Raw genomic sequence first — 12,614 nt, forward strand, 5'->3', positions numbered from 1 at the left:
TACGCTATACGAGGATAAACGCTGTGCGAACAAGAAGGGAAGCACGTGTCCACCACCACGCAATCCTCCTCTAAAAAGACGGACCACTACGGCATCGAGCGCGCGAACGCCGATGATCCGGGGGCGATAGATAAGGTCCGGCGTAAATCGCCCATGGTTGACCACCTCATGCGCATGCAAGAGCGCTATGCCGCAGAGGGCGGAAACCAATTTTCCGCTGGCATTACCTATTACTCGGTCCTGTCCATTTTCCCGTTGGCGATGCTGCTGGTGGCCACCATCGCCGCTGTCCTTGCTAACCGCGAGGACCTGCTCAATGACTTGCAGTCCTATATCACGGACTCCATTGACGGGAACCTCAGCGAGTCGGTCAATGAGATCTTGGATAAGGCCATTGACCAGCGCGGTGCCATGTTCGGTATCGGTGGTTTGACCACCCTGTGGTCCGGACTGGGCTGGATGAACCATCTGCGCATCGGCATTTCTGCCATGTGGGGCATCGATGCCAACGACGGTGGCTCCTTCCTGAAGAAGAAGTTCTCGGATCTTCTGGGCCTTATCGGCCTGATCGTCGCCTTCGTCGTGGCCTTCAGCGTGACCGCGGCGGGTTCCTCTGGGCTTACGCAGAAGGTATTTGACCTCTTAGGCATCGATTCCTTCCCTGGCATGGGCTACGTGTTCTTCTTTAGTGGCCTGCTGCTGGGTCTTATCGCCAACTTCATCGTTATGTGGTGGCTGATTATGATCCTGCCGCGCACGAAGGTGCCTAAGAAGTCCGGCTTTATCGGCGCCGCCATTGGTGCGGTGGCATTCGAGGCCATTAAGCAGCTGTCCACGGTGATTATGTCCTCTGCCACCGGCAGCCCGGCCGGTGCGGTCTTTGGCCCGGTCATCGTCCTGATGATCGTCATGTACTTGGTGTGGCGCGTGGTGCTGTATATTTCCGCATGGACCGCGACGACCGCAGAATCCCTGAAGTACGCGCACCCGCCGGTTCCAGAACCCGCCGTTATCCGCGTGCGCAATGAGGTGCGCGAGGGTGCACCGGCAGGCGCGGTCTTCGGCGTGGGCGCTGCTCTGGGCGCTGCGGCCGTGGGAGTGGCGAAGCTTTTCCGCCGGAAATAATTATCCTCCCTACGGGTGAGGACCGCCGCGCGCCTTACCTTTAAGATAGGACACTATGAACGCCGATGATATTGCCCCAGACCTCTACGAACAGTGGGACCTCGACCGCAATGGTGGCGAGGATGAGCTTTCCGTTTTATTGGAAGCAAAAGACATCAAGCTCGGGCAGCAGGGATATAACCAGGATGAGCCGCGGCGCGTCCAGCTGCGCATAGCGGCCAGCATCCTGGGTTCGGCGAAGAAGAGGGCCGAATACGATGAAGCATTGCGCACCGGCCTTCGCCCGACGTGGGGCGAGCTCGGCACGCTGAGCTCGGTGGGGCAGTGGTCGCCGGCGCCGCGCCCGCAACCGAGCTTCCACGATCAACCGCAGGGCCCGGCGCAGGCACCCGGTTTTGCCCAGCCCAGCCCGTATAGCTCCCCGTACGCGCGCGATCCATTCGCCCAGCATGCTTCGCCGCAGCAGCAGATGGTGCCATCGCCCGCTGCCGCGCCGGCGCCAGTCCAGCACCAAGCGCAGAAACGGCCGTCCCAAGAAACGCGCATCGGCATGGGCATCTTGGACTTTTTCTTGGCCGGCGGCATCAGCGGCGCGGTTGGCGCGGGCGTCGACGAGCTCGCGGATGTGGAAGCGTTGTCCTTCGTCGCTGCCTGCATCGTGATGGTGGTTTACGTCCTGGGCAGCGAGGTATGGATGGGCGCTAGCCCGGCAAAGATTCTTGCCGGCTATACCGTGCGGGACGTGGATACGAAGGAAAAGCTCAGCCTTAGCCAGTCCGCCAAGCGCCAGTGGTGGCGCCTTATCAACGTGATACCTGGCATTGGGCAATTAGTGGGCATGCTGGGCGCAGTGGTGCACGCGACCACCATCAACGAGGAAAACAATCTGCGCGGTTCCCACGACGATCTCGCAAACGCCGAAGTGGTTAAGAGGAAGCCGCGCAAGTAGATCGCTGACATGGCGTATCCCAGGGCTGGTGCCTACGATGGTGCGCATGCATGATGCACCTTTGATTAGCCCCGAAAACAAGGATTCCGCCGAGAACGTGGTGGAACAACTGCCCAAGGTATCCCTGTGGGAACCAGTCCGCTCGCAGGCCGGCACCGCGGAGGAATTGAATGCGGATATCCGCGAGCAGTGTGCCCAGCTTGCCGATGACCACGTGGTCTACGCAGAATTGCAGCTCAACCCCGCGGCTTATTCTTTTGATACGTCCGCAATCGTGCGGGAGGTGGCCGCGGAACGCTTCGGCGATCTTGAGGTACGGTTTGTCCTCGAGGCAGCAGAGCCAGCGGATAATGCGGGGGACTCTGCGGGTATTGCGGGCTATACCCTGCCGGAAGGTAGCGCTGCCGCCGCAGCGGAATTACGCGCGAAGTACCTGCCTACCCAAATCGCGGTGGGTGAGGATTTCGCCGCCACCGAAAGCGCGGCGCAGGCCGGAGTGAACCGCCTACTTCGCCCAGTGAATATGATCGATGATTTCACCGCCGATGTTGATGGAATTCGCCCAGGCAAGGCCTCCGGATGGATCCGCGACCGACACATTCCGCTGGTATTTTCGCCCGTGGACGATGTTGAGGAACTCACGGATCACCCGCTGCCGCTGTTACAGCAGCTTGGTTTTACCTGCTCGGTCTCCTCCGGCGATTCCACGCTGAGCAGGCAATTTCTCGCCTTGAGCGAGACCTTTGGGTACGGCTTGGAGGAGTTTTTCGATCTCACCGTGAAGGCGATTGAAAATATTTTCGACACCGAAGAGACAAGGCAGCGTATCCTTGAGACCGTTGTCCTTCCGGCCTACGAGGACCTCTCCGATCCGGAACTTGCCGGCCCCGATGCTGAGGAGTCGCTCCAAGATTCCGGGTTCTCAATGAACCTGAATGACAACGCTTCCGAAGGGTAATAGAGAGTTAATCTACATAAAGGAGGAAGAGATGCCTTCCGCACTATTCGTTGTTACCGCCGCTGATAAGTGGACGCTCGCAGATGGCAGCGCCCGTCCTACCGGTTACTGGGCCGAGGAGCTCATCGCTCCGCACCGCGTGTTTAAGAACGCTGGTTGGGATATCGACTTTGCTACGCCGAACGCAAAGGCACCAGTAGTAGACGAGTACAGCCTCGAGGTATTGTCTGAGGGCGACCGCGCCGAGCAGGAGAACTACCTCGCAGAAATCGGCCCGGACCTGGAAGACCCACTGAACCTGGCCGATGTTAAGGAAGCCGACTACGACCTCGTCTTTTACCCCGGCGGCCACGGCCCGATGGAGGACTTGGCTTATGATCAAGACTCCGCCAAGCTGCTGCAGGAACGCATTGAGTCCGGTCGCGCCCTGTCCCTGGTTTGCCACGCACCGGCCGCATTGCTCGCGCTGGACAATGACAACTGGCCACTCAAGGGTTACACCATGACTGGCTTTACCAACGCCGAAGAGGGCGAGGAGACCATCGCCGCTGCCAAGTGGGTTGTTGAGACCCGCCTGCGCGAGCTCGGCGCTGATTTCAAGCAGACCGATCCGATGCAGCCTTATGTTGAGGTTGACCGCAACCTGTACACCGGTCAGAACCCAGCATCGTCTGAGCCTTTGGCACAGCGCATCCTGCGCGACTTTTAATGCGGGTGCTGAAAGCTCTCGTTGCAGGCAGCGCGGTTGTAGGGGCGGCGGCATATTTTAAGAGTCGTCGTCCTTATCTGCGCAGCGTTGCACCTGAGCTTCGCAGCCCATTACTGTACCTGCCGCTGCACCTGCTCTCGGGCGATCGATTTGCTCGAACGAGCAGGCTATTTGCCAATATGGATGTGGCACGCCCGAAGTGCCGCCCGGTGGATATCGAAGAGCTATCTTGTTCTTTTGAAGACCAAGCATTCCGCGCCCGCGTTATTACTCCACGCGGAGATGGAACGTCAGCCGAGCCACGTCCCGTCGTGATGTGGATTCATGGCGGAGGTCACCTGCTCGGTGGTCCGGCGATGCATGATCCCCAAACTTCGCTCTTCGCATCGGAGCTGGGGGCCATCGTCATCGCACCGCGCTATCACAAATCCACGCAGGAACCTTTTCCTGCGGATCTGGAAGAGTGCTATGCCGCTTTGCGCTGGATGCAGGAAAACGGCGAGCTGCTAGGCGCGGATACTTCGCGCATTGCGGTCGCTGGCGATAGCGCCGGCGGCGGCTTGGCCGCTGGTCTCGCCCAACGCACGGTGGATGAAGGTCATTCCATTCGAGCGCTTGGATTGGTCTATCCAATGCTTGATCACCGCACCATTGCTAAAGAGGGGGCGGTGGGGCAGTTTATTTGTCCACCGAACTTAAATCGCGGCGCTTGGGATATGTACTTAGGCAAGGACCATTTACGAACCCCGCTGCCACCGTATGCATCGCCGGCGACGCGTTCGGATCACTCGGGGATGCCGCCCACGTGGATCGGCGTGGGAGACATCGACCTTTTTCATGATGAATCCGTAGCCTTTGCTACCGCACTGCAGAATGCCGGAGTCGAGACCACACTTGATGTGTATGCAGGTGCCTATCACGGCTTCGATCAGGTACGCCCGCGCGCGCCCCAATCGCGCAGAATGCTGGCAGATCTTATCGATCACCTCGGCTCTCACCTTTAGCCGCACTGTATTCGGAATGAGATGTGGGTGAAAATGCAGCAACCGCCCCAGTCCACGCTCCACTATGAGGAGTGGTTGGACTGGGGCGGTCTTCGGCTAGCGGCGGCTCCCGGCAGCTGAGGTAGCTAGAGCCGGTAGACCGCAGGGCAGAGTAAAAGCTTAAAAGCGGGAGAAGCGCTTAATCAGCATGTTCTCGAGGCCCTTCCAGGACTCGGCGTGTTCGTTATACGGCTTCGACGGGACGTAGCCGGCGTGCTCGGTGGAACCGAGCATGTAGCCCAGGTAGTCCTGCAGGCGCGGATTGGCCAGCATATAGGAGTTGATGGAATCGTCCCCGGCCCAGTCCGCGGCATCGGCGCAGACCTCGTAGCAGCGGGCCAGCTGGTCGGAGTCTACCGCTTCTGGACCCTTTTCAATATCGCGCACGAGGCCGTTAAAGGAATATTGGTTATCCGGGTGGACTTGGACCTCCAATTCGCCGGCGTTGGCGGCGGTGACGACGTCCTCCCAGGTAGATACGCGCGCCAAGTCGTGGTCATCATTATCGATGAGCCATCGCACCAGCGTCTTGGAGGAATCGAAGGTAAAGATTTCGCCCCACTTGCCCAAGAAGATGGGCTTGCCGTCCAGGTAGGTGCGTAGCGTGTAGACGGATTTGGACTGCGCGGTGATCTTAATCGGGTCGATTCCGGCGGCGGCCCAGGGGGACTCGTCATAAGGATCGGCAGCCTCTGCTGCGGCCTTGCGCTTTTCTTCGGCTTCCTTGGCTGCGGCTTCGGCGGCACTCGCGGCCTCGGAGATGCGGGTTTCGGCATCGGAGATAGCGGCGGCGTCGAATTCATCGCTAGGAACCACGCGGACGTGCTTATCCAGATCCGCGATGACCTTCTTCCAATTGGTCAAGATGACCCGCCCGACGCCGGTCCACTCATTCAGTCCCTGCTCGCCCGAGTAGTGATCGGCGCCGCGGGAGACGTTGCGCAGGATGGAGTGGGTGGCGAAGAAGATGGTGGTCTGTTCGGCAGCGGCGACATCGGCAAGCGCGGATGCCACCTCGAGATCACGCGCCACGGTGGAGACATTGGCGTGGCTGGGGCGGCCGGCGAGGGCTTCTGGCATGCCGATGAGATCGTATTCATCGCGCTTGGCCGGGGTGACGCGGTGCGCCGGGCGGGCGGAAAATTGCTCCCACTGCGGGTGATCCAGCAGGTCATGCTTGGCATCGGACTCTAGGTAGCACAGCAGCTCAGCGGGGGAGTCAAAGACCAAGACGGAGTCATCGTCGCCCAAAAAGGCTTGCCACTCGGAGCCATTTTCGCGCCACTTGGGCGCCCAGAGGGTATAAAAATCGCCCTCAGTCAAGGAGAGCTTAATAGGCACAATCGCACGGGTACTCATGAGCTTTTAGTCTACCCAACGCCCCAGCTGCCGCGCGGAATTGGCGGGCGCTTGTCAAGCAGTCGGGCGCCAAAAGCCCTTAAATTGCATGCCCATATTATTCGTCCGCAGCGGGTTGGTCTGCACGGGGTCACCGGCCTCCACAATCTCGCCATTACCGGAATACATCGCCACATGGCCATCCCAGACCACCAGATCGCCGGGCTGGAGTTGATCGGCGCTGACCTGCTTGCCGATGGCCTGCTGGTCCGCCGTGCGCGGTATATCCACTCCCGCTTGGGAATAGGCCCACTGGGTAAGCCCTGAGCAGTCAAAGCCACCGTTGCCGGTTCCGCCCCAGGTATAGGGCTGACCCACCTGGCTCTTGGCCGCGGCCACGGCCGCGCGGCCTGCCTCTGAGCCGGCTTCTGCGCCCGCTGATGGGGGCGGCGCGGGTGCAGCGCCTAGCTCCGCCGGAGAAGCCACCGCGGTATGCGTCGCCGCGGCGGCCGTGGCCTGCTGGGGCTGGCCAACGGCTGATTCCACCGGACGCTGGGAGATGGGCAACAGGGCCGCGGCGGTGGTGGTGAGCTCGTCTTTCAGGCGGTTGACCCGGGCCATCGCCAAGCCAATGTGCTCGTCTATCACGGTGCGAAGGGACGCAAGCGCTGCGGCGCGGGAGGCGGGGTCGAGGGATAATAATCCCATCGCGGCTGGGGTAGCGGCGCGGATGAGCTGCGTGCCGATGCCGAAGATATCGCCGGTGGCCGCCGTAATAAGGCCGCGGGCCTGGTTCAGTACTGCGGAGACGGTCTCGTTATCGCCGGTGAGGAGGTTCGCGGCGGCGATAAGCTGCGAGGCATCACCGTGCGCGATATCCGCCAGCGGCTGGGCGGCGGAGAGATCTGGGACGCGGGGAAGTTGGACATCGGGAAGCGGCGAAGGCTGCAGCGCGGCGATATTTTTAATGGCGGTAGCAAGCACTTAGATCGCCGCCCCGAGTAAGTCGCGCAACGCCGCATCGGAGTCTTCCGCCTCCCGCGACATCTGGAAGGAAGACTGCGCGATGTGCCCCATATCGTGGCGCAGCATGGTCATCCGCGCCCCAATATTGTCTAAGGCGGCATGAACGGCCTCATTGAACCCGGTAAAGGCCGAATCTTCGGGCAATGCCGGGTGGGGTGGATTGTCTCCCTGCGCGTTTGCATGCAGGTCACGGGCTAAATGGCGGGCGTGGGCGGTATCTATCTGAAATGGTCTCATGCCCTATTGGACTGGCCAATGGCCCAAGTGGTTCCCAAAAAGTTTAAAGTAGTGGGCATGGATATCCACGTCGTAGACCACCCGCTTGCCGCTTCCCGCCTGACCCTGATGCGCGATGCGCGCAGTGATAACTCCGCTTTTCGCGCTGCGCTCAAGGACCTGGGAACCATGCTCGTATATGAAGCCTCCCGCGATTTGGCGGTAGAAAACTTCGATTGCGAAACCCCGGTTGCCACAGCACAAGGCACCCGCCTGCAGGATCCACCCATCATCGTGCCCATTATTCGCGCCGGGCTCGGCATGGTGGATCCCGCCCTGTCGATGATTCCAGATGCCCAGGTCGGCTTCATTGGCATGGCGCGCGATGAAGAAACCCACGAACCCGTGCCGTACTTGGAGGCGCTGCCGCAAGACCTGACCGGGCGTACCGTCTTCGTCGTTGATCCCATGCTGGCCACCGGCGGCTCCCTGCTGCACGCCCTGCGCCTCTTGGCCGCCCGCGGCGCTACCGATATCACCGCCATCTGCATGGTCTCGGCCCAAAATGGCGTGGATGCGCTGGAGAAATCGGGCCTTCCCGTCCGCCTCGTCACTGCCGCCATTGACCCTGAACTCAATGCGGATGCCTATATCGTGCCGGGGCTTGGCGATGCCGGCGATCGCCTCTACGGCCCGCGTAATATCGATCTTTAAGCTAGTATTTCTCCCTGAAAGCCCGAAGGTGGCTTTCAAAGGGGGAAAATGATCGTGAGTTTTATTCAACTAATGTGGTCGAGCTACGGCTACGGATTTTCGCAACAACTGCGCCGCGTGCGCGAGCGGCGCGGGGTATCCCAGCAAGTGCTTGCGGATATTTCGGGGGTATCGCGCAGCCAGATTTCCAACCTGGAACGCAATGAAAATGGCCTACACACCATGGCGGACCCGCAATTATCCACGGTGTACAAGCTGGCGCTGGCTTTAGAAATCCCGCCGGCTGTCCTCTTGCCGGCCGGTGGGGACGTGGTGGAGGGCCACTTAGCAGACTCCGCCGTGCTCGGGGTTGAAGACGTGGCGCCCTTTCCGCAGGACTACATCAACCAGCGGCGCTTTAGTGATGCGCGGGGCTAACCACCCTGACTTACTGAACCGCATGGTCTAGTTGTAGACTGCCTCCAAGAGATAGTCCAGCAACAGGGAGGCGTGCGCGTGATCTCGGAGTTTATTAACGAGTGGTTCGATGCTCACCGTGCGGAGGTCATCGCGTGGCGGCGCCATATCCACCGCAATCCGGAAACGGCGAACCAAGAGGTGGAAACCACCAATTACATCGCGAATATCCTTGCGGATTACGGGCTTGAGCCGCAGCGCTTCCCGCACACCGGCCTCATGGTGGACATCGGCCCAGACACGGAGCTTGGCCGCTTGGCCTTCCGTGCCGATATCGATGCCCTGCCCATCACGGAGGTAACAGGGCTGGAGTTTACTTCCGAGAAGCCCGGGACCATGCACGCGTGCGGCCACGATGTGCATACCACCGTGGCGCTCGGCTTGGCGTGCGCGCTGGCGGATTTCCAGCGGGTTAATGAGCTGGAGCTGGGCATTCGCGTCATTTTCCAGCCGGCGGAGGAAGTGTGGGTCGGCGGGGCCACCGACGTTATTTCTTGGGGCGCGTTGGAAGGCGTGCATTCCATCTTCGCCATCCACGCCGAGCCGAAGCTGCGCGTGGGGCGCATCGGAATCCGCGCCGGGGCCATTACCTCGGCAACGGACGTGGTCGAGCTCAAGATTAAGGGCCCGGGCGGTCATACCTCGCGCCCGCACCTATCCGCGGATGTGGTCTATGCGCTGGGCAAGGTTATTACTGAGCTGCCGGCGCTGTTGTCGCGCCGCGTCGATCCGCGCACCGGCACGGTTTTGGTCTTTGGCCAGGTCAATTCCGGCTACGCCCCTAACGCAATCCCGGAAACCGGCATGCTGACCGGCACGATGCGCACCGCCGATATCACCATCTGGCGCCAGATGCAGGAGCTCTTCGCGGAGCTAGTGGATCAGATCCTCGCGCCGGTGGGGGTAGAACACGAATTGTCCTATAATCGCGGCGTGCCGCCGGTGCTTAACGATGACGTCGCTACCGCCATGCTCGCTTCTGCCGCACAATCCATCGACCCGCAAGCCGTGGTCCAGGCCCCGCAGTCTTCCGGCGGCGAGGACTTTTCCTGGTATTTGGAAAAGGTGCCCGGTTCCATGGCGCGCCTTGGTTGCTGGTCCGGGGAGGGGGAGCAGCACGATCTGCACATGGGCGACCTCATCGTGGATGAGCGGGCAATTGGTGTGGGCATTAAGCTTTTCGGGGCTGTGGTCGAGCAATTTATGGGGGAGAATGCGCAGGCGGACTAACGCGCTGGGGTTACCTACGGGTTAGACTCGTAGGCGACTTTAAAAGTGGAGCCTATAAAGGAGCAATTGCGTGTTGAACCAGACCAAGCGAATTGTCATCATCGGCGGTGGCCCGGCGGGCTATGAGGCAGCGCTGGCTGGCGCCAAGTACGGCGCGGAAATCACCATCATCGAAGACCAAGGCATGGGCGGCAATAGCGTGGTCTTGGACTGTGTTCCCTCCAAGTCCTTCATCGCCGGCGCCAATATTAAAACGGACTTGCGCCGCGCGGATGACATGGAGCTGAACGAGGGCATCGGCAAGGCGCAGCTTTCCATCAGTGCGCTGAACCAGCGCGTGCAGGACTTGGCGGCTAAGCAATCCGGTGATATCCGCAATACCATGGATTCCCTGGGCGCCCGCGTTATCGATGGCCGCGCGCACTTCCCGGAGGATCAGCAGGCCGATGCCTTTGGTGGGCACAAGGTCACCGCGGTCTTCAATGAGGATGGACACGAGGAGACGCTGGATGCGGACCTCGTCTTGGTGGCTACCGGCGCCACCCCACGCATTTTGCCCGGCGCCCAGCCGGATGGCGAGCGCATCCTGACCTGGCAGCAGGTATATAACCTTACCGAGCTGCCGGAGCACCTCATTGTGGTGGGGTCCGGTGTCACCGGTGCCGAGTTTGTCTCCGCCTTCGCTGAGCTGGGCGTCAAAGTTACGATGGTGGCCTCGCGCGATCGCATCTTGCCGCATGATGATGCCGATGCCGCCGACGTCCTCGAAACCGTGCTGAGCGAGCGCGGCGTGGAGCTTGAAAAGAACTGCCGCGTGGAAACCGTTAACCGCACCGAGGACGGCAACGTGCTGGTGACCACGCAGGACGGGCGCGAGATTCACGGCTCGCACGTCATCATGTCCATTGGTTCCATCCCGAATACCAAGGATCTGAAGCTGGAAAACGTGGGCGTGGAAACCGCGAAGTCTGGTCACATCCAGGTAGACCGCGTCTCGCGCACCAATATTGCCGGCATTTACGCAGCCGGTGACTGCTCCGATCTTTTCCCGCTTGCCTCCGTGGCCGCGATGCAGGGCCGTGTGGCGATGTACCACGCGCTTGGTGAAGGCGTCTCGCCGCTGCGCCTGAAGACCGTGGCTAACGCGGTCTTTACCCGCCCGGAGATCGCCGCGGTCGGCTTTACCCAGGCTGAGATCGAGGCCGGTGAGGTCGCCGCCCGCGCCATTACCATGCCGCTGAATACCAACCCGCGTGCGAAGATGCGCTCGCTGCAGCACGGTTTTGTCAAGCTATTCTGCCGCGCAACGTCCGGCCGCGTGATCGGTGGCGTCATCGTCGCGCCGACCGCCTCCGAGCTCATCCTGCCCATCGCTATGGCAGTGACCAACCAGCTCACGGTGAACCAGCTGGCCGATTCCTTTGCGGTCTACCCATCGCTATCTGGCACCATCACCGAGGCCGCCCGCCGCTTGGTGGCCCATGATGACCTGGAGTAAACCTCGTTCCTAGAACGTGGAGTAAGCATGCTCCGCAGTGCGGTTAAGCTCGATTTTGATCGGCCTATCTGCCTCCGGCAGGGCGCGCTGCGGACAGAATTCGCGGGGGCAGGCGGTACAGCCTGGGCCAATCGGGGTGGCGGCGGAACTGTCCAGGTTCAGGGCATCGGCATAGACGATGCGATCCGCCTGGGTGATATCGCAGCCTAGGCCTACCGCGAATTCCTTGCGCGGGGTGCCCCACGACTTGGCGGTTCCCTGCACGAAACGCCCGATCCACAGGTAAGCGTGGCCATCCGGCATGGCGGCGACCTGGCGGGTAATGCGGTTCGGGGTTTCAAAGGCGCGGTGGACTACCCACAGGGGGCAGGATCCACCAGAGCGCGCGAAGTGAAAGGCGGTAGAGGACTGCCGCTTGGAAATATTGCCCGCGCGGTCGGTGCGGATGAAGGAAAAGGGCACGCCCTTAAGCCCTGGGCGCTGGAGCGTGGCGAGGCGCTGCGCGGTTGTTTCAAACCCAGTCCCAAAGTAGTTGCACAGCAGGTCGATATCGTAGCGGGTATCTTCTGCCATCGTGAGAAAGCGCTGGTAGGGCATGGTGACAGCCGCCGCGAAGTACTGCGCAAGGCCCAGGGTGGCTAAGTCTTGGGATTCGCCTTCGGGCAGTTCAGATACGAGGTTGTCACAGATATCGCCGTAGGCCAGCAGGCAGTATTGCAGGGCCATTTCAAAGACCAATTGCGCCTCAGATAACCCATCGCGCAGCGAGAGCTCGCGCGTATCTGGGTCGAAGCTGCGCCGAGGGCCGGGACGGGAAAAGCGCACCGTAACCCCCAGATCCTCATGCATGCGGGAGGCGAGCCGGCCGCGGCGCAGGACGCGATCGCCCAACTGGCCAGCGAGTTCTTCTGCGAGCACATCGAGCTCGTGGATGTAATTATGCGCGTCATAAAAGAAATCCCGCACCACTTCAAAGGGGGAGGGGTCCGCAGCGGGCGCGCGGGAAGCAACATCAACAAACCGGGGCATCAACTCGGGAAAGCGAGAGGCGAGATCCGAGAGCGTTTCTTCAGAGGCATCGGGGAAGATGTGGCGGAGCTCGGTAATCGTATGGATATCGCGGTCTTCGGCGAAGTAGCTGGGATCCACGGTAAAGCGCTGGGCTAGCTGCATTAACACGGTGACGGTCAGCGGGCGCTGGTCGTTTTCTAGCTGGTTGAGGTAGCTCGTGGATAACCCCAACTTCTTCGCCATCGCCACCTGGGTGAGCCCGCGCTGCTTGCGCAAAGCGTGAATCCGTGCCCCCGCATAGTGCTTGGTCATGCGTCCCCGTCCTTCCTTTAAGTCCCCTG

At 61.0% G+C, this 12,614-nt stretch carries 13 protein-coding genes; 9 read left to right on the top strand and 4 right to left on the bottom strand.

The genetic code is table 11. The annotated features are described in order from the left end of the window. The first annotated feature begins 45 nt into the window (after nucleotides 1-45). The 5 genes from HMPREF1267_RS03130 to HMPREF1267_RS03150 all read left to right on the top strand — a co-directional run bounded on the left by HMPREF1267_RS03130 (nucleotide 46) and on the right by HMPREF1267_RS03150 (nucleotide 4,745). The gene (locus tag HMPREF1267_RS03130; RefSeq protein WP_023028359.1) at nucleotides 46-1,125 is read left to right on the top strand and encodes a YhjD/YihY/BrkB family envelope integrity protein; all 1,080 of its coding nucleotides are present in this window, start codon (nucleotides 46-48) and stop codon (nucleotides 1,123-1,125) included. A 55-nt stretch (nucleotides 1,126-1,180) separates the two neighbouring features. Continuing rightward, a complete protein-coding gene (locus tag HMPREF1267_RS03135) occupies nucleotides 1,181-2,074 on the top strand; it encodes an RDD family protein (protein ID WP_023028360.1) in 894 nt (297 codons plus the stop codon). A 37-nt stretch (nucleotides 2,075-2,111) separates the two neighbouring features. Further along, on the top strand, nucleotides 2,112-3,032 hold the full coding sequence (locus HMPREF1267_RS03140; RefSeq protein ID WP_023028361.1) for a hypothetical protein: 921 nt from the start codon (nucleotides 2,112-2,114) through the stop codon (nucleotides 3,030-3,032). Between the two features lie 31 nt (nucleotides 3,033-3,063). After that, nucleotides 3,064-3,741, top strand: a complete 678-nt coding sequence (locus tag HMPREF1267_RS03145) for a type 1 glutamine amidotransferase domain-containing protein (protein WP_023025374.1) — start codon at nucleotides 3,064-3,066, stop codon at nucleotides 3,739-3,741. Nucleotides 3,742-3,920: 179 nt separating this feature from the next. After that, nucleotides 3,921-4,745: an alpha/beta hydrolase fold domain-containing protein gene (locus HMPREF1267_RS03150; protein WP_232215097.1), complete on the top strand. Its 825-nt coding sequence runs from the start codon at nucleotides 3,921-3,923 to the stop codon at nucleotides 4,743-4,745. 159 nt (nucleotides 4,746-4,904) lie between these two features. Here the strand turns inward: HMPREF1267_RS03150 and HMPREF1267_RS03155 are convergent, their stop codons facing one another. Genes HMPREF1267_RS03155 through HMPREF1267_RS03165 form a run of 3 tightly spaced genes read right to left on the bottom strand, consistent with a single transcriptional unit; the run spans nucleotide 4,905 to nucleotide 7,385 of the window. Continuing rightward, complete coding sequence (locus HMPREF1267_RS03155; protein ID WP_005277344.1) at nucleotides 4,905-6,143, bottom strand: hypothetical protein; 1,239 nt, start codon at nucleotides 6,141-6,143, stop codon at nucleotides 4,905-4,907. 54 nt (nucleotides 6,144-6,197) lie between these two features. Next, nucleotides 6,198-7,106 (bottom strand): C40 family peptidase, encoded by a 909-nt coding sequence (locus HMPREF1267_RS03160; protein ID WP_023028363.1) that lies wholly within the window; start codon nucleotides 7,104-7,106, stop codon nucleotides 6,198-6,200. Continuing rightward, on the bottom strand, nucleotides 7,107-7,385 hold the full coding sequence (locus HMPREF1267_RS03165) for a hypothetical protein (protein ID WP_005277346.1): 279 nt from the start codon (nucleotides 7,383-7,385) through the stop codon (nucleotides 7,107-7,109). It abuts the gene before it with no gap. A 57-nt stretch (nucleotides 7,386-7,442) separates the two neighbouring features. Here HMPREF1267_RS03165 and upp point away from each other — a divergent pair, with 57 nt between their 5' ends. The 4 genes from upp to HMPREF1267_RS03185 all read left to right on the top strand — a co-directional run bounded on the left by upp (nucleotide 7,443) and on the right by HMPREF1267_RS03185 (nucleotide 11,262). Then, nucleotides 7,443-8,078, top strand: coding sequence for a uracil phosphoribosyltransferase (upp, locus tag HMPREF1267_RS03170; RefSeq protein WP_034666990.1), 636 nt, complete (start codon nucleotides 7,443-7,445; stop codon nucleotides 8,076-8,078). A gap of 48 nt (nucleotides 8,079-8,126) precedes the next feature. Further along, nucleotides 8,127-8,495 carry a helix-turn-helix domain-containing protein gene (locus HMPREF1267_RS03175; protein WP_023028365.1) on the top strand — a complete coding sequence of 123 codons (369 nt, stop codon included), beginning with the start codon at nucleotides 8,127-8,129 and terminating at the stop codon, nucleotides 8,493-8,495. Nucleotides 8,496-8,573: 78 nt separating this feature from the next. Further along, nucleotides 8,574-9,764, top strand: coding sequence for a M20 family metallopeptidase (locus HMPREF1267_RS03180; protein WP_005277354.1), 1,191 nt, complete (start codon nucleotides 8,574-8,576; stop codon nucleotides 9,762-9,764). Nucleotides 9,765-9,834: 70 nt separating this feature from the next. Continuing rightward, complete coding sequence (locus HMPREF1267_RS03185; RefSeq protein ID WP_005277356.1) at nucleotides 9,835-11,262, top strand: NAD(P)H-quinone dehydrogenase; 1,428 nt, start codon at nucleotides 9,835-9,837, stop codon at nucleotides 11,260-11,262. 9 nt (nucleotides 11,263-11,271) lie between these two features. Here the strand turns inward: HMPREF1267_RS03185 and HMPREF1267_RS03190 are convergent, their stop codons facing one another. After that, complete coding sequence (locus tag HMPREF1267_RS03190) at nucleotides 11,272-12,585, bottom strand: short-chain fatty acyl-CoA regulator family protein (RefSeq protein ID WP_023016835.1); 1,314 nt, start codon at nucleotides 12,583-12,585, stop codon at nucleotides 11,272-11,274. Nucleotides 12,586-12,614: the final 29 nt, after the last annotated feature.

Origin of the sequence: Corynebacterium sp. KPL1824 (genome assembly GCF_000478095.1) — a bacterium.
Lineage (GTDB): Bacteria > Actinomycetota > Actinomycetes > Mycobacteriales > Mycobacteriaceae > Corynebacterium > Corynebacterium accolens.

Coding starts and splice junctions, on each gene's coding strand:
- HMPREF1267_RS03145 (WP_023025374.1), top strand. CDS start 3,064: ATGCCTTCCGCACTATTCGTTGTTACCGCCGCTGATAAGTGGACGCTC.
- HMPREF1267_RS03190 (WP_023016835.1), bottom strand. CDS start 12,585: ATGACCAAGCACTATGCGGGGGCACGGATTCACGCTTTGCGCAAGCAG.
- HMPREF1267_RS03135 (WP_023028360.1), top strand. CDS start 1,181: ATGAACGCCGATGATATTGCCCCAGACCTCTACGAACAGTGGGACCTC.
- HMPREF1267_RS03140 (WP_023028361.1), top strand. CDS start 2,112: ATGGTGCGCATGCATGATGCACCTTTGATTAGCCCCGAAAACAAGGAT.
- HMPREF1267_RS03155 (WP_005277344.1), bottom strand. CDS start 6,143: ATGAGTACCCGTGCGATTGTGCCTATTAAGCTCTCCTTGACTGAGGGC.
- upp (WP_034666990.1), top strand. CDS start 7,443: ATGGATATCCACGTCGTAGACCACCCGCTTGCCGCTTCCCGCCTGACC.
- HMPREF1267_RS03165 (WP_005277346.1), bottom strand. CDS start 7,385: ATGAGACCATTTCAGATAGATACCGCCCACGCCCGCCATTTAGCCCGT.
- HMPREF1267_RS03150 (WP_232215097.1), top strand. CDS start 3,921: ATGGATGTGGCACGCCCGAAGTGCCGCCCGGTGGATATCGAAGAGCTA.
- HMPREF1267_RS03175 (WP_023028365.1), top strand. CDS start 8,127: ATGATCGTGAGTTTTATTCAACTAATGTGGTCGAGCTACGGCTACGGA.